Genomic DNA, 15,141 nt, shown 5'->3' with positions numbered 1-15,141 from the left:
ATTTTATGAACGCTCAAACTGAAGTACTCAATGCTAAAAACCATTATCAGATTCTGGATGGTTTACGTGGTGTAGCCGCTTTTTTTGTGGTGATGTTTCATATTATGGAAGCATTTGCGATGGGCAACCGTTTCGAACAGCTGTTAAACCATGGTTATCTGGCCGTTGATTTTTTCTTCCTGTTATCTGGTTTTGTAATTGCTTATGCTTATGATGACCGTTGGGAAAAATTAACAAAATGGGCATTCATTAAACGGAGACTGATCAGGTTACAGCCCATGGTCATCATCGGGACGATTATTGGTGCCGTTTTATTTTATCAGGGCGCAGGAGCAACATTCCCACCCATTGCGCAAACGCCTGTCTGGCAGCTCATATTAATTATGTTAGTTGGCTTTACTGTAATCCCCGTATTACCTTCTATGGATATCAGGGGCTGGCAGGAAATGCATCCTTTAAATGGTCCGGCATGGTCCTTATTTTTCGAATACATTGGTAATATTTTATATGCCCTACTGGTAAGAAAATTTTCTAAAACCGCATTATCCATTCTGGTTTTATTGGCTGCCTGTTTATTAATTTACCACACCGTATTGGGGAAGCAGGGCGATGTAATTGGCGGCTGGTCTGTGAATACCGAACAACTTACCATAGGTTTTACCCGGTTATTATTTCCTTTTTTTGCAGGTGTGCTGTTATGCAGGTTTGGGAAACTCATTCATATAAAAGGTGGATTTTGGATCTGTGCCGTTTTATTGCTTACGGTATTATCCTTTCCGAGGTTGGGTGGACCAGAAAAGCTTTGGATGAATGGATTATATGAATCAGTTGTAATTATTTTTATTTCCCCACTGATTGTTTCTATTGGTGCCGGAAGCCATATTGCTGGAAAAACCAGCCAGAAAATATGTAAATTTCTGGGCGATATCTCCTACCCGCTTTACATCACCCATTATCCACTTATTTACGTTTACACGGCCTGGGTGATTGACCATAAAATTCCAATGGAAAAAGGACTTCCAATGGGCTTATTATTATTTGCAGGAAGTATTGGTATTGCCTATTTAAGTTTGAAATATTACGATGAACCCGTTCGAAACTGGTTGCAGAAGAAATTCCTGAAAAAATTTAAAGCCTAATTTAAACTCGGATCAATCGGAAAATTGCTTACATGTGCATATTTGGGTCCGAGATTTACAATTACATCCCGCCAGAGTTTTTCATCATCATTACCAAAAATAAGATTGAGATCAGATACTTCGCTTACCATCCAGGCATTTTGTTGCAATTCTCTGTCCAGCTGCCCGTTATCCCAACCAGAATAACCCATAAAAAACTTAACCTCATGCTCATCGATGGCATTGGTATTGATTAAAACTTTAAGCGTTTCAAAATTACCGCCCCAATACAAGCCATTGCCAATGGGCTCCCCGCTTTGCAGTTTATCATAAGCCCTGTGGATAAAATGCAGGGTATCAGCAGCAACAGGTCCGCCGAAATAAATATGATTTTGAGCTTCCCATAGATCCTGCATCACATCTTTCAAAATAACATTCGCCACCTGATTTAAAATATAACCCACAGAACCGTCGTTGCCATGCTCAGACAATAATACCACAGACCGCTTAAAATTAGGATCAGACATAAAGGGTTCAGAGATCAATAAACGACCTGTTTTTGGTTTTATATTGTTAAGCATGATGATAATCATTTGTAGCACCATAAAAGATGCCTATTTTTGTTTTATGCAAGTTACTAATGAATATCTACAAAACCTGCGCCAAGAATATAAAAGCGCCACGTTAGATGAGTCTGACGTAGATAAAAATCCTATTACACAATTTAAAAAATGGTTTGACCATGCAGTTGAAGCGCAAATTTATGAGCCGAATGTGATGACCCTGGCTACTGCTGATAAATCAGGAAGACCAGATGCCCGTATTGTGCTATTGAAGGGAGTGGATGATGATGGATTTCGCTTTTACACCAATTACTTAAGTGCAAAAGGTAAAGAATTAAAAAGAAATCCTTATGCCGCACTGGTATTCTTCTGGCCAGAGCTGGAAAGACAAGTAAGAGTGGAAGGAATGGTAGAAAAGCTGGATAAGGAAACTTCAGAAGCTTATTTTAATACCCGTCCGGTAGCAAGCCAGATTGGCGCCATTGCATCACCCCAAAGCCAGGTGATTCCAGACAGATCTTTTTTAGAGGAAAAATTTGAGGATTTAAAAGCCAAAAGTGAAGATAAAGCCATTGTAAAACCAGCACATTGGGGTGGTTATATCGTTAAACCTACTCGCATCGAATTCTGGCAAGGCAGAAGAAGTCGCCTGCACGACCGCGTGAATTTTGAATGGATTAAAAATGAATGGGTTAGAACCCGATTGGCGCCATAATAATCTATCTAAAATACAATAGAGGTCTCCCATCCGGCAAGATCTCTATCTTTAACCAAATCATTAGCTATAATTTCAAAGGAAGTGTATATATGAACAAAACAGCCAAAACGATTAAAAACATCTCAGTAATCGGGTCCGGAACTATGGGAAATGGTATTGCACATTTGTTTGCACAGTTTGATTACCAGGTTAGCCTGATCGATATCAATGCATCTGCACTTGAACAGGCCATAAAAACCATTGATAAAAATCTGGACAGACAAGTGAGTAAAGGATTATTAACTCCTGCACAGAAAACAAGTGCCCTCCAAAACATCAAAACCTTTACATCCATCAGTGAAGGCGTGGCTCATGCAGATTTAATTGTGGAAGCGGCAACTGAAAATGTGGATCTGAAATTAAAAATATTCAAGGATCTTGATCTTTATGCGCCAACTGGTGCCATTTTAGCATCCAACACTTCATCCATTTCCATTACACAAATCGCGGCGGTTACACATCGCGGAGCACAGGTTATTGGAATGCATTTTATGAATCCGGTTCCGGTGATGAAACTGGTAGAGGTAATCAGGGGTTATCAAACCAGTGATGAAACCACCAAAACCATCATGTCGCTTTCCGAAAAGCTTGAAAAAGTTCCTGTTGAAGTAAACGATTACCCCGGTTTTGTGGCTAACCGGATCTTAATGCCCATGATTAATGAAGCCATCTATACTTTATTTGAAGGAGTTGCTGGCGTTTATGAAATTGATACCGTAATGAAAATGGGTATGGCTCATCCCATGGGCCCGCTTCAACTGGCTGATTTTATCGGGCTTGATGTTTGTCTGGCCATCCTGAAAGTACTACATGAGGGATTTGGAAATCCTAAATATGCACCATGCCCGTTACTCATTAATATGGTTGCTGCTGGTAAAAAAGGTGTAAAATCAGGTGAGGGATTTTATAAATATCATGCCGGTTCAAAAGATTTAGTTGTTGCTGAAAAATTCATTAAATCCTAATTTTTTTAGTATTTTATTTTATATTTGCAATATGAACGAAAATCTTGATCCGGATCCAAGCCAGCTTTCACCTACAGATCGTGACATTGAAAGGGTACTGAGGCCACAGGCATTTGAAGATTTTACGGGCCAGGAAAAGGTGATGGAAAATCTGCGCATTTTCGTTCAGGCAGCCAAACTTCGTGGTGAAGCACTCGATCACGTATTGCTGCACGGCCCGCCGGGTTTGGGTAAAACCACACTTTCTTATATTATTGCCAATGAAATGGGCGCCGGAATTAAGGTTACCTCAGGCCCGGTATTGGATAAACCGGGAGATTTAGCCGGACTTTTAACCGGCCTGGATGAAGGCGATATCCTTTTTATTGATGAAATCCATCGCTTATCACCTTTGGTAGAAGAATACCTATATTCTGCGATGGAAGATTTTAAGATTGACATCATGCTGGAAACCGGCCCAAATGCCCGTTCTGTTCAGATCTCGCTTAATCCTTTTACATTAGTTGGTGCCACCACCCGATCTGGTTTGCTGACTGCACCGCTTCGGGCAAGATTTGGAATCAACTGCCGTTTGGCTTACTATGATGCCAAATTACTAACCACCATTGTTCTTCGTTCGTCAGATATTTTAAATACCCCCATCAGTGATGAAGGTGCTTTTGAAATTGCTCGCCGAAGCCGGGGTACGCCGCGTATTGCCAATGCCTTGTTGCGCCGAACCCGTGATTTCGCACAAATTAAAGGTACAGGCAGCATCGATCCTGAAATTGCCAACTATGCCTTAAATGCACTAAATGTGGATGAGCATGGCTTGGATGAAATGGATAATAAAATACTGACTACTATTATCGATAAATTTAAGGGCGGCCCGGTGGGTTTAAAAACCATTGCCACGGCTGTTGGTGAAGATGAAGGTACCATTGAGGAAGTTTATGAACCTTTCCTGATCCAGGAGGGATTTATCATGCGTACTTCACGTGGAAGAGAAGTAACAGAAGCTGCCTACAAACACTTGAAAAAGAATTATCCGGCACAAACCGGAAAATTATTCTAACCTCATCATATACACTATAGCTGCATGTTAATAATAATGATGCTATGCAGAATGGTTTCCCGCTGATCAGTAAGGATTATAGCTGATTGAAATTGTTAATGCCCAAACATCACTTAAGATCTGCGTTTATCTTCAAAAATCTGCGGGAGAATATAATTGTTAATGGTTCCCGCTGATCAATAAAGATTATCGCTGAGTGAAATTGTTAATATCCACAACATCGCTTAAGATCTGCGTTTATCTTCAAAAATCTGCGGGAGAATATAAATGTGGATGGTTCCCGCTGATTAATAAGGATTCCCGCTGATTGAAATTTTTAATACCCAAACATCACTTAAGATCTGCGTTTATCTTCAAAAATCTGCGGGAGAATATAAATGTTAATGCTTCCCGCTGATCAAAATTGTTAATACTCAAACATCATTTAAGATCTGCGTTTATCTTTAAAAATCTGCGGGAGAATATGAAAATATTGTCACTCAAAAGGTCTCGCAAATCAATTAACCATCAATAAAATATACTGAAAAGGATATGAGCTCCATTTTTGAATCTGTTTTACTATTATAATTATTATTTAACCAAACATTTAGTGACGCCATCCGTTCAGTTAGGGTAAAACCAGCAAATTATGAATATTGAATTACGTAAGCTAACGCTAGAAGATTACGCCGACTTAAAAGAATCCATGTTGCAGGCCTATGATAGTATGGGCGGGTCTATATGGCCAAAAACCAGTATCGCCAAACTCCTGAATATTTTTCCTGAAGGACAAATCTGTATCGCCGTTGATAATAAGGTGGTAGCCTGTTCACTTTCCATTATTGTAGAGTATGATGAATATGGCGACCGGCATACATACAAACTTATTACAGGTGATTATTCTTTTACAACACATGATCCAAATGGTGATACGCTTTATGGTATCGAAATTTTTGTTCATCCTGATTTTCGCGGATTAAGACTTGGAAGAAGACTATACGAAGCCAGAAAGGAACTTTGCGAGAGTTTAAATTTAAAAAGTATCATTGCCGGCGGAAGAATCCCCGGATACCATACCTATGCCCAGACGTTGACACCAAGGCAATACATTGATAAAGTAAAGGCGAAAGAAATTTATGATCCAACCTTAACTTTTCAGATTTCCAATGATTTCCACGTGAGAAAGGTTTTAAAGAATTACCTGCCCGGGGATAAAGAATCAAAGGAGTTTGCCACCTTAATTGAATGGAACAACATCTATTATCAGGGGGTAGATGCCTCTGCCCGTTCGGCCATGACGATCAGGCTTGGTTTGGTTCAGTGGGAAATGCGTTTGTTTCCGGATATGGACGTATTTTATGAGCAGGTAGAGTTTTTTGTGGATGCCTTGAGCGGATATAAAGCTGATTTCATCATGTTCCCCGAATTGTTTAATACCCCGCTCCTTCAACCTTATAACCACCTTCCGGAAATTGAAGCCATGCGTAAGCTGGCCGAAAAAACACAGGAAATTGTTGACAGAATGCATGAATATGCCTTAAGTTATAATGTCAACATTATTACAGGTAGTATGCCTTTACTGGAAAATGGCAAACTATACAACGCCACCTATTTATGCCACCGTACAGGTAAAATAGATGAGTATCGGAAAATACACATCACCCCAAATGAGCAGAAATATTATGGAATGATCGGCGGAGATAAAGTACAGGTTTTTGATACTGATTGTGGTAAAATCGGAATTTTGATTTGCTATGATGTGGAGTTTCCTGAACTGAGCAGAATTTATGCGGATCAGGGGATGCAAATCCTCTTTGTACCATTTTTAACCGACACACAAAATGGTTATACCAGGGTAAGGCATTGCGCACAGGCCAGGGCCATAGAGAACGAATGTTATGTAGCCATTGCAGGTTGTGTAGGGAATTTACCGAAAGTAAATAACATGGATATACAATTTGCGCAATCAGCTGTTTTTACACCATCTGATTTTGCTTTTCCAACCAATGCAGTAAAGGCTGAAGCTACACCCAATACAGAAATGGTACTGGTAGTTGACGTGGACTTACATTTACTGGATGAGTTACACCATTATGGAACGGTTAAAGTCCTTAAAGACAGAAGAACAGACTTATACCAAACCAAATTATTAAAATAATTTTTTTTGCAGGTTCACGTTCTGCTTTAATCTGAACCTAAAAAAACATCATAAAAAATGCCGGTTGCATCAACAACCGGCATTCAATTTAATCTAAAGCTACTTATTTTCTTAAAGCAAACCATACGATCAATCCGATAATTACAGCAATCGGTAGGATCCATTTTAAAACAGAACCTGCGCCATTCTCATCTTTTTCCGTCACAGCTGGCTTTGCTGGTCCGGGATCTTCTTTATGATTTTCATAATCTTTCTCAATCGGTTTAGGAGCTTCTCCTGATTCCGTATGTTGTGGATCTATATTTTCCATATTTAGTTTATTGAGTAAACCCCTTAAATCTTCATTTCTGATTCATTAAGAAATACTATAAATTAATTTAGTTTCTAATTCAAGAACACGTGATTAATCAAAATGTTTTAAATCCTAAGCCTTATCTTTGCGTCAACGTGTACAATAATGCCGCAAAATATAGCCTGCTGATAAAAAATGAAGCCAAACGTCTTGGGTTTTTAGATGTGGGTATTTCAAAGGCCGAATTTCTGGAAGATGAGGCACCCCGGCTGGAAAAATGGCTTCATCAAAATTACCATGGTGAAATGAAGTACATGGAAAATTACTTTGATAAACGCCTTGATCCGAGATTGCTGGTGGAAGACGCTAAATCTGTTATTTCATTATCGCTCAATTATTATACGGACGAAAAGCAATTGGATCCCGATGCACCTAAAATCTCCAAATATGCCTACGGTCAGGATTACCATACCGTCATTAAAGATAAACTGAAGGCACTGACCTTTTTTATTGAAGAAAATATCGGAGCAGTATCAGGTAGGGCTTTCGTAGACTCTGCTCCAGTTCTGGACCGTGCCTGGGCAAAAAAGTCAGGTATTGGTTGGATAGGAAAAAACTCCAATCTGATCAGTAAAACAGAAGGCTCCTTTTTCTTTCTGGCGGAACTGATTGTAGATCTGGAACTGGATTACGATCATCCCTTTCAAACCGATCATTGCGGTACCTGCACGCGCTGTTTAGATGCATGCCCAACAGATGCTATTATTGCCCCACAGGTGGTAGATGGAACGAAATGCATATCTTATCTGACTATTGAGTTGAAAAATGAAATTCCTACAGAATTCAAAGATAAAATGAGCAACTGGATGTTCGGCTGTGATATTTGTCAGGATGTTTGCCCATGGAACAGGTTTTCAAAAGCCCACAATGAAGATGCTTTTAAACCAGAAAACGGACTTCTGGATTTAAGTGTTCAAGACCTGACCGAAATTACAGATGATGTATTTAAAAAGGTGTTTAAGGGTTCGGCTGTCAAACGCACTAAATTTGCAGGATTGAAAAGAAATATTGATTTTCTTAAACCAGAATAGCTTTAAAAGCAAAGTGGCCTTAATGACTAAGGCCACTCTGGTAAATATAAATTTAGCTATTTAATTCACATTAAAAGTATTATCGCCTTTTGCTTTATCCGGAACATGGCTGCTACCCATTACCACTTTATTGAGCTTTTTAGTTGTTTTAACCGGAATTAAAACTTCCTTGGCTCCCTTTTCCCATACCCCGATTGTCGTATGGCTTTTCGCTGTAGTGCCATCGCTGTAAGTCAGCGTCAGGTCTACAGGCAGTGGTTTGATTCCTTTGTTTTCTACAGCAACCATATACCCGTCATTGGTTTTATTTACAGCTTTAATACCTAAATCTAAAATGCCACCTTCAAAAAACCAGGTTTTCCAGAACCAGTTCAGGTTTTTACCGCTTCCTTCATTCATGCTGTTAAAAAAATCGTATGGCATAGGATGTTTGCCGTTCCAGTTTTTAACGTAAGTATGCAGTGCTTTGGTAAACAATTCATCACCCAGGTAATCTTTCACAAACAGATAAGCTAAACCGGGCTTAGGATAAGAATTTGTAAATGAACCCGAACCCTTCAAATCCGTTGTCAGCGTCATAATAGGTGAATCATCTTTTCCTCCTGATGATGAAGCAGTAGGCTGAACGCCGTATTCATCCACCATTGTCGAATCAATCATAGGAGAAATCAGCCACTCCCCAATCGTTGCCCAGCCCTCATCCATCCAGCCATATTTGGTTTCATTAATCCCCATATAAAATGGAAACATGGTATGGAAAATTTCGTGATCGGTAAGGGTAATGGCATCCTCGCGATTACTAACCGGATTGTCATTTACCATCATCGGATATTCCATTTGATCTAAACCATCAAAAATAGTTTCATGATTGTATGGAAAAGGCCATTTAGGAAAAACAAAACTCATCGATGATACTGTTTTACGCGCAAAATCTATCACCTCATAATAATCTTTATGCTTAGGATTAAATACCGCATCTACACGGGTTCTTCTCCTGGTTTTAGGATCAACCACCAAGCTGGTTGATTTCCATAAATAATGATCACTCAGGGCGAAAACAAAGTCAGTTACATGCTCAGCTTCAAACTTAAAAGTATTGAATGCATTGTTTTTAGTCACTTTTTTAGTTGTCAAATCCTGATCTGTGATCACATCAATCACTTCATCCTTCTTTTCTGCAGCTGCAAGTCTGGTCACAATCTGCTCCTGAAAAACGTCTGACGCATTTTTTAGATCACCTGTTGCCCAAACACCGTATCCGCCCGGAACTGTGATTTCTGCGTTAAACTGATCAAAATCATTATAGAACTCTTCGGCACCGGTATATGGAAATTTATTCCACCCATCCACATCATCATATACTGCTATCCGTGGAAAAAAATAAGCCACAAAATAAGCACCTTCATCTACCTGACCGGTACGCAGATGTGAACCTTCATTTAAGGTATAATGATAATCGATATCAAATTTAATTGTTTTGCCAGGTAGAACTGCAGGTACTTTAACCGTCATGTTTGTACCGTTAATCTGGTAATCGCTGATGATCCTTCCTGTTGCTTTTAGTTTTTCAATGGCTACTCCTTCGCCTAAATCAGATTCTGCGATTTTAGATTTACGGGGGGTACCTTTTTGGTAAATATTAGGATATAGCTTAAACCAGATTTCGGTTAAAGTATCCGGACTGTTATTGGTATAGACTACGCTAACCTTACCTTTTAATAAGCGATTTACCGGATTGAAATCTATTTTAAGATTATATTTAGCAGCATTTTGCCAGTAATTTTTACCGGGCTTTCCATTCACATTTCGGGTTTCATTTTGATAGGTTTTCTGAAATTCAGGCGCTATGGGTAAAATGGTTTGTGCACTGGCATAAAATGCCGTGCCCAATAGCAGGCTAAATATTTTTATAAATTTCATTTTTTTTAAACTTTAGGGCGAAGTGCCTGGCACATGGCAATCAGTCAAGCAATTAAACAATTTACGTTTCGCAAGCAATTAAATAATCTAAACAGTTACCCAATTATCTATTTTCCAAACTTCATTTTTAACTGTTCCAGCATATCGGTATTGATCGGCTCGGCAGGTTTTTCAGGTTTGGGCTGCGGTTTTTTAAACTGCGGACGAGGTGCGGATGGATTTTGCGGTGGCTTCGGTGTCTTGTTCTCGTTTTTCCGGGCATTAAACTTCGCCCATTCCTCATCCAGTTTCTTTTTGGTGTAAAGCGGGAAATCACCATTTTTCATCCAAGCATAATAGCTTGGTTCTACCGCAAAAACCTGTTGCGCGGTTTTGCCTTTATGCTTTCCGAAGTTAAAACAAACTTCATCCTGATCATTATAAACTAAACGACCAGCAAAATCTACAGGCTTATTTATGTTGGTAAAAGTGTGCAAAGCATCTACATCATTTACAACCGGAATGCTTTTAACCCCCTGTTTGCTTTCAAATTCAGTTTCCTTATACATTTCCAGCTGACCCAAAAGCACTTTATAGGTTGCTATTACATCTGCTTCAGCGGCATGTGCATTAACCAAATCTTCCTGGCAATAGAATTTATAAGCTGCTTTCAGTGTGCGCTGCTCCATCTGGTGGAAAATATTCTGCACATCAACAAACTTTCTTTCAGTCATGTCGAAATCAACTTCTGCCCTCAAAAATTCTTCCAGGAGCATCGGGATATCAAATTTATTGGAGTTATAACCGGCAAGGTCACTATCACCGATAAAATCTGCTATTTCTGTGGCCAGCATTTTAAAGGTGGGTGCATCGGCAATGTCTTCATCATAAATTCCGTGAATTAAAGAGGTTTGCAAGGGAATAGGCATTTCAGGATTTACACGCCAGGTTTTGACCACTTCAGTTCCGTCAGGCATTGCTTTTAAAACGGCAATTTCTACTATTCTGTCTGCTCCTACATTTATACCTGTTGCCTCAAGATCAAAAAATGCCAGAGGTCGCTTTAAATTTAATTTCATCAGTTTTACTATCAGATTGAGATGAAGCTGTAATCAACATCCATTAATATATATTTATTCAAAAGTGCTAAAAAGGATTGGTTTGTTTGTACAACACATTTATTTAATTCAAAATATTTCCTGGTTATCTTTCCGAATATTAAATTGCGAAAAAATTACGCTTTACATGAAAACCTTCTTGTTATCTCTTGTGCTTTGCTTTTCTGCATGGTCTGCATTTGCTCAAAATTTTACTTACGGACAGGTTACCCATGATGAGATGGACTTTGACCGGAAAAAAATCGACAGCAATGCGAATGCGGTTGTATTGAAAGAATTCGGAACAGCTTGCATCCAAAAGCATGACATCAGTGGGCAGCTTGAGCTCGTTTTCGAATACCATACCAAAATTAAAATATATAATAAAAACGGTTTCAGTGCAGCAAACATCATTATCCCAACCTATAAGGGTGCCAATTATGAAGAGCTTATTACTGAGTTGAAAGCCTCTACATTTAATTTTATCGATGGAAATTTCGCAGAAACCGTTATGGATAGAAAAGCTGTTTTTAAAGAAAACAGATCGAAATACATCCAGTTAACGAAGTTTACTTTACCCAACCTGAGAGAAGGTGCGATCATTGAATACAGTTACAAATTAAAATCGCCAAGATTGTTCAATTTTAAAACCTGGGAGTTCCAGTCTGATCTGCCTAAAGTATCAAGCGAATACCAGGTTTTTATCCCGGGTATATACAACTATAATGTTTCATTAAAGGGCTACCAGAAGCTTAGCGACCAAAAGGCTGAACTTTCTAAAGAGTGTTTAAGATTTGACGGGGCAAATATAGATTGTTCCAAAATCACCTACCTGATGAAAGATATTCCTGCATTTGTGGAAGAAGAAAATATGACGGCTCCAAGTAATTTCAAGTCTGCTATTTACTTCGAACTATCTGATTTAACTTATCCGAACGGTGCTAAAACTTCATATACCAAAACCTGGAAAGATGTGGATTATGAACTTACTACTGATCAGTCATTTGGTTCGCAAATGAAGAAAAAAGACATTTATAAAGATCTGATTGCAGGTATAATTCAAAATGCTCCGGATGACTTGCAGAAAGCCAGGGCCATTTTTAATTATATTAAAAAACAAATCAAATGGAATAATTACTATGGCGTATTTTCAGAAAACAGTATCAAAAAATCTTTGGAAAGCAGATCCGGCAGCGTGGCTGATATTAATCTTAACCTGATAGCAGCCTTATCAGCAGCTAACCTGGATGCAGAAGCTGTTATTTTATCAACCAGAGAAAACGGCACCATCAATAAATTATATCCTGTCATCTCTGATTTTAATTATGTGGTAGCTAAAGTGAACATTGGCGATAAAAGTTATTTATTAGATGCTTCTGAACCCCTGCTTCCATTTGGTTTATTACCATTGCGATGCATCAATGATCAGGGCCGGGTGATTAACCTTAAAAAGGCCTCTTACTGGATTGATTTGAATGCAAGCCAGAAAAGCATAACCAGTTATATTTTAGCAGGCAAATTAAATGCTGAGGGTAAGTTAACCGGAAATTTAATTACTTACACACAGGGTTATGCGGCATACAATAAAAGAAAGGACATTCAGAAATCCGGGTCAATAGATGAATATGTAGAGAAAATTGATGAGCGTTTACCGCGAATAAAAATCTTACACCATGAAATTGATAATTTGGACAGTATTGAGAATATACTCACTGAAAAATATGAAGTTGAATTTACGGTGAATGACGGCAGCTCAAACAAACAATTTTATCTGAGTCCGTTTTTTATTAATGCCATTACCAAAAATCCTTTTAATCTGAATGAAAGAAACTATCCTGTAGATCTGGGTGCAGCTACTGATGAGCGGATATCCATTCAGATTACGCTGCCTGATCAATATGAATTATTGGAAAAACCAAAAGACATGGCCATAGGTCTACCCGAATCCGGGGGAAAGTATCTGCTAAATACCTCACTGGAAAACAATCAGTTGTCACTGCATCAGGTTTTACAATTGAACAAAGCAGTTTATGAGCCATCTCAGTATCTGTATCTGAAAGCATTTTACAGTAAAATCATTCAGAATCAAAAAAGTGAGTATTTACTTAAGAAGGCAAATTAATGAAATATATCATTGCACTCGTATCGCTTTTACTGCTACCGAGGCCGGGTTTTACCCAATTACATTTTGATGCCGACCTGATCTCGCCACAGCTTCGCAACCGGGCAAATGCCTGTATCAGAAATGAAGAAATTACGGTAGATATGATTGCAGACGATCATGTAACTTACCTGCAGAAAAAAACAATTACCGTATTTAATCAAAATGGAGATGATAATGCACGCATAGCCATTGGTTATGATAAAAATAATGCTATCAAAAGTATTAAGGGTGAAATATACAATGCTGGCGGAATATTGATCCGGAAATTTAACCAGAACGATTTTTCTGATATGAGTGCTGTAGATGGGTTTTCTTTATTTACCGACAGCAGATTAAAGCTTTTTACACCATCCGTAAATCAGTATCCCTATACCATTTCTTATGATGTGGAAATCAGAAATAAACAGAACCTGATCATTCACGACTGGATGCCAACAGCTCAGCATAATGTTTCTGTTGAAAAGAGCAGTTATACTTTTATCAGTAAACCTGCGGATCAGGTTCGGATTAAAACCCAAAACTATCCCGGTAAGCCTATAGAAAGCGCTGATGAAAAGCATAAAAAACTATGCTGGTCCATTAGTAACCATTTTGCCACGAAATCAGAACCTTTTAGTCCTGACCCTGAAAATTACCTGACCAAGGTACAGATTGCCCCCCGGCAGTTTTATTATTACGGGCATAAAGGAAATTACAATAACTGGCAGGATCTCGGTCAGTGGATATATGATGACCTGTTGAAAGAGAGGACTGTATTACCTGCAGCTACTGTACAAATGGTTAAAGACCTGGTTAAAGGCGAAAACAATGATAAGGAAAAAGCCCGAAAGATATATCGGTTTTTACAGGAAAAAACACGCTACATCAGTGTTCAGATTGGCATTGGTGGTTTCCAGCCTGTTGCTGCCAGTGAGGTAGATAGGCTTGGCTATGGAGATTGTAAGGCACTGGTGAATTATATGCAAAGCTTACTTAAAGCTGCTGACATCGAATCTTATTATTGTGTTGTGCAAGCAGGATCAGTTAAAAAAAGTGTTGATCCCGATTATGCGAGCATGACGCAGGGCAACCATATCATTTTATGTATGCCACTCAAGGGAGATACCACCTGGCTGGAATGTACCAATCAGAAAATCCCTTTCGGATTTTTAAGTGATTTTACAGATGACAGAACCGTTTTTGCCTGTACGCCAACAGGCGGAAAGCTCATGCATACGCCCAAATTAACTACACAGCGTAATCTTCAGATCCGTAAAGCAATGCTGACCGTTAACCCTGATGGAGATGTTACTGGTAAAATGAATACGATATTTTCAGGAGGACAGTATGATAACCGTGAATCAATAACCGATAAGCCTTTAAGTGAACAATATAAGCTTTTAAGAGCGGTATATAATATTGATAACATCAATATTGAAGGTGTTCTCTTTACCGAAAAAAAAGAAAGCAACCCTCAGCTTACGGAGGATGTTCAGTTTAGTATCAGAAGTTATGCACCTTTAAATGGCCGTAAAATGTATCTGCAGTTGAATGCGTTTAACGTTCAGCCAACAGTTCAGGAATTGCGAAACCGCACGTTACCGGTTTACATTAACCGCGGTTTTACAGATGAAGATACGCTGGAATTTAATTTACCAGATAACTTAAAACCGGAATTGGTTTTGGTGGAAGATAAGCATTTTAATAATCCATTTGGCGAATACCTGCTTAAGGTGAGTAAAGAAGGGAGCAAGCTAACCTACTTCAGGAAAATGGTACTGCATGACGGCACCTTCCCTGCTGAAAAATATGCTGATTTTTCAAAGTTTATCAACGATGTTCACATGGCAGACCGCCTAAAACTGGTGCTTAGCTTAAAATAATAATGCCCAGCCCGATTCCAATGATCATGATGAGATACATAATAATTTCAGTTGATGCAAAGCGTTTGTATTTGGTCCAGAAAGAGTAATCATGATCTTGATTTGGCATAATTGAAATTTAAAACGCTAAAATAAGTAAATT

General features: G+C 38.7%; 13 protein-coding genes. 8 read left to right on the top strand and 5 right to left on the bottom strand.

All coding sequences use genetic code 11. The features are described from left to right. Positions 1 to 5: 5 nt before the first annotated feature. Positions 6 to 1,139 (top strand): acyltransferase family protein, encoded by a 1,134-nt coding sequence (locus tag OQ267_RS22010; RefSeq protein ID WP_265838135.1) that lies wholly within the window; start codon positions 6 to 8, stop codon positions 1,137 to 1,139. On the opposite strand, the gene OQ267_RS22005 is transcribed toward OQ267_RS22010, so the two are convergent. Further along, the gene (locus OQ267_RS22005; RefSeq protein WP_088302181.1) at positions 1,136 to 1,699 is read right to left on the bottom strand and encodes a YqgE/AlgH family protein; all 564 of its coding nucleotides are present in this window, start codon (positions 1,697 to 1,699) and stop codon (positions 1,136 to 1,138) included. The two genes, OQ267_RS22010 and OQ267_RS22005, sit on opposite strands and share 4 nt — an antisense overlap. 46 nt (positions 1,700 to 1,745) lie before the next feature. On the opposite strand from OQ267_RS22005, the gene pdxH reads away from it, so the two are divergent. The 4 genes from pdxH (at position 1,746) to OQ267_RS21985 (ending at position 6,594) form a co-directional block, all read left to right on the top strand. After that, complete coding sequence (gene pdxH, locus OQ267_RS22000) at positions 1,746 to 2,396, top strand: pyridoxamine 5'-phosphate oxidase (RefSeq protein WP_265838134.1); 651 nt, start codon at positions 1,746 to 1,748, stop codon at positions 2,394 to 2,396. Between the two features lie 92 nt (positions 2,397 to 2,488). After that, positions 2,489 to 3,403 carry a 3-hydroxyacyl-CoA dehydrogenase family protein gene (locus OQ267_RS21995; RefSeq protein WP_265838133.1) on the top strand — a complete coding sequence of 305 codons (915 nt, stop codon included), beginning with the start codon at positions 2,489 to 2,491 and terminating at the stop codon, positions 3,401 to 3,403. A 31-nt stretch (positions 3,404 to 3,434) separates the two neighbouring features. Next, positions 3,435 to 4,457, top strand: coding sequence for a Holliday junction branch migration DNA helicase RuvB (gene ruvB / locus OQ267_RS21990; protein WP_265818318.1), 1,023 nt, complete (start codon positions 3,435 to 3,437; stop codon positions 4,455 to 4,457). A 628-nt stretch (positions 4,458 to 5,085) separates the two neighbouring features. Continuing rightward, positions 5,086 to 6,594, top strand: coding sequence for a carbon-nitrogen hydrolase family protein (locus tag OQ267_RS21985; protein WP_088302166.1), 1,509 nt, complete (start codon positions 5,086 to 5,088; stop codon positions 6,592 to 6,594). A 103-nt stretch (positions 6,595 to 6,697) separates the two neighbouring features. Here OQ267_RS21985 and OQ267_RS21980 read toward each other — a convergent pair whose 3' ends face one another. Then, positions 6,698 to 6,904 (bottom strand): hypothetical protein, encoded by a 207-nt coding sequence (locus OQ267_RS21980; protein WP_088302167.1) that lies wholly within the window; start codon positions 6,902 to 6,904, stop codon positions 6,698 to 6,700. Positions 6,905 to 7,041: 137 nt separating this feature from the next. On the opposite strand from OQ267_RS21980, the gene queG reads away from it, so the two are divergent. After that, positions 7,042 to 7,977 (top strand): tRNA epoxyqueuosine(34) reductase QueG, encoded by a 936-nt coding sequence (gene queG / locus OQ267_RS21975; RefSeq protein ID WP_088303341.1) that lies wholly within the window; start codon positions 7,042 to 7,044, stop codon positions 7,975 to 7,977. 60 nt (positions 7,978 to 8,037) lie between these two features. Here queG and OQ267_RS21970 read toward each other — a convergent pair whose 3' ends face one another. Both OQ267_RS21970 and OQ267_RS21965 read right to left on the bottom strand, forming a co-directional pair. Then, on the bottom strand, positions 8,038 to 9,897 hold the full coding sequence (locus tag OQ267_RS21970) for a M1 family metallopeptidase (RefSeq protein ID WP_265838131.1): 1,860 nt from the start codon (positions 9,895 to 9,897) through the stop codon (positions 8,038 to 8,040). Between the two features lie 107 nt (positions 9,898 to 10,004). Continuing rightward, positions 10,005 to 10,955, bottom strand: coding sequence for a 3'-5' exonuclease (locus OQ267_RS21965; RefSeq protein WP_088303339.1), 951 nt, complete (start codon positions 10,953 to 10,955; stop codon positions 10,005 to 10,007). A 166-nt stretch (positions 10,956 to 11,121) separates the two neighbouring features. Between OQ267_RS21965 and OQ267_RS21960 the strand changes: the two genes are divergently transcribed. Further along, complete coding sequence (locus OQ267_RS21960) at positions 11,122 to 13,095, top strand: DUF3857 domain-containing protein (protein WP_265838130.1); 1,974 nt, start codon at positions 11,122 to 11,124, stop codon at positions 13,093 to 13,095. Further along, positions 13,095 to 14,999, top strand: a complete 1,905-nt coding sequence (locus OQ267_RS21955) for a DUF3857 domain-containing protein (protein ID WP_265838128.1) — start codon at positions 13,095 to 13,097, stop codon at positions 14,997 to 14,999. Before OQ267_RS21960 ends, OQ267_RS21955 begins: the two co-directional genes overlap by 1 nt. Here the strand turns inward: OQ267_RS21955 and OQ267_RS21950 are convergent. Beyond that, on the bottom strand, positions 14,986 to 15,108 hold the full coding sequence (locus OQ267_RS21950; RefSeq protein WP_255353654.1) for a hypothetical protein: 123 nt from the start codon (positions 15,106 to 15,108) through the stop codon (positions 14,986 to 14,988). The two genes, OQ267_RS21955 and OQ267_RS21950, sit on opposite strands and share 14 nt — an antisense overlap. Positions 15,109 to 15,141: the final 33 nt, after the last annotated feature.

Source organism: Pedobacter sp. MR22-3, assembly GCF_026240075.1.
Lineage (GTDB): Bacteria > Bacteroidota > Bacteroidia > Sphingobacteriales > Sphingobacteriaceae > Pedobacter.
This window is presented reverse-complemented; position numbering and strand designations above follow the sequence as displayed.

Bases quoted from the DNA above. Each gene is read 5' to 3' on its own strand.
- OQ267_RS21970 (WP_265838131.1), bottom strand. From the start codon at position 9,897: ATGAAATTTATAAAAATATTTAGCCTGCTATTGGGCACGGCATTTTAT.
- OQ267_RS22010 (WP_265838135.1), top strand. From the start codon at position 6: ATGAACGCTCAAACTGAAGTACTCAATGCTAAAAACCATTATCAGATT.
- OQ267_RS21955 (WP_265838128.1), top strand. From the start codon at position 13,095: ATGAAATATATCATTGCACTCGTATCGCTTTTACTGCTACCGAGGCCG.
- OQ267_RS21965 (WP_088303339.1), bottom strand. From the start codon at position 10,955: ATGAAATTAAATTTAAAGCGACCTCTGGCATTTTTTGATCTTGAGGCA.
- OQ267_RS21950 (WP_255353654.1), bottom strand. From the start codon at position 15,108: ATGCCAAATCAAGATCATGATTACTCTTTCTGGACCAAATACAAACGC.
- ruvB (WP_265818318.1), top strand. From the start codon at position 3,435: ATGAACGAAAATCTTGATCCGGATCCAAGCCAGCTTTCACCTACAGAT.
- pdxH (WP_265838134.1), top strand. From the start codon at position 1,746: ATGCAAGTTACTAATGAATATCTACAAAACCTGCGCCAAGAATATAAA.
- OQ267_RS21980 (WP_088302167.1), bottom strand. From the start codon at position 6,904: ATGGAAAATATAGATCCACAACATACGGAATCAGGAGAAGCTCCTAAA.
- OQ267_RS22005 (WP_088302181.1), bottom strand. From the start codon at position 1,699: ATGCTTAACAATATAAAACCAAAAACAGGTCGTTTATTGATCTCTGAA.
- OQ267_RS21960 (WP_265838130.1), top strand. From the start codon at position 11,122: ATGAAAACCTTCTTGTTATCTCTTGTGCTTTGCTTTTCTGCATGGTCT.
- OQ267_RS21995 (WP_265838133.1), top strand. From the start codon at position 2,489: ATGAACAAAACAGCCAAAACGATTAAAAACATCTCAGTAATCGGGTCC.
- OQ267_RS21985 (WP_088302166.1), top strand. From the start codon at position 5,086: ATGAATATTGAATTACGTAAGCTAACGCTAGAAGATTACGCCGACTTA.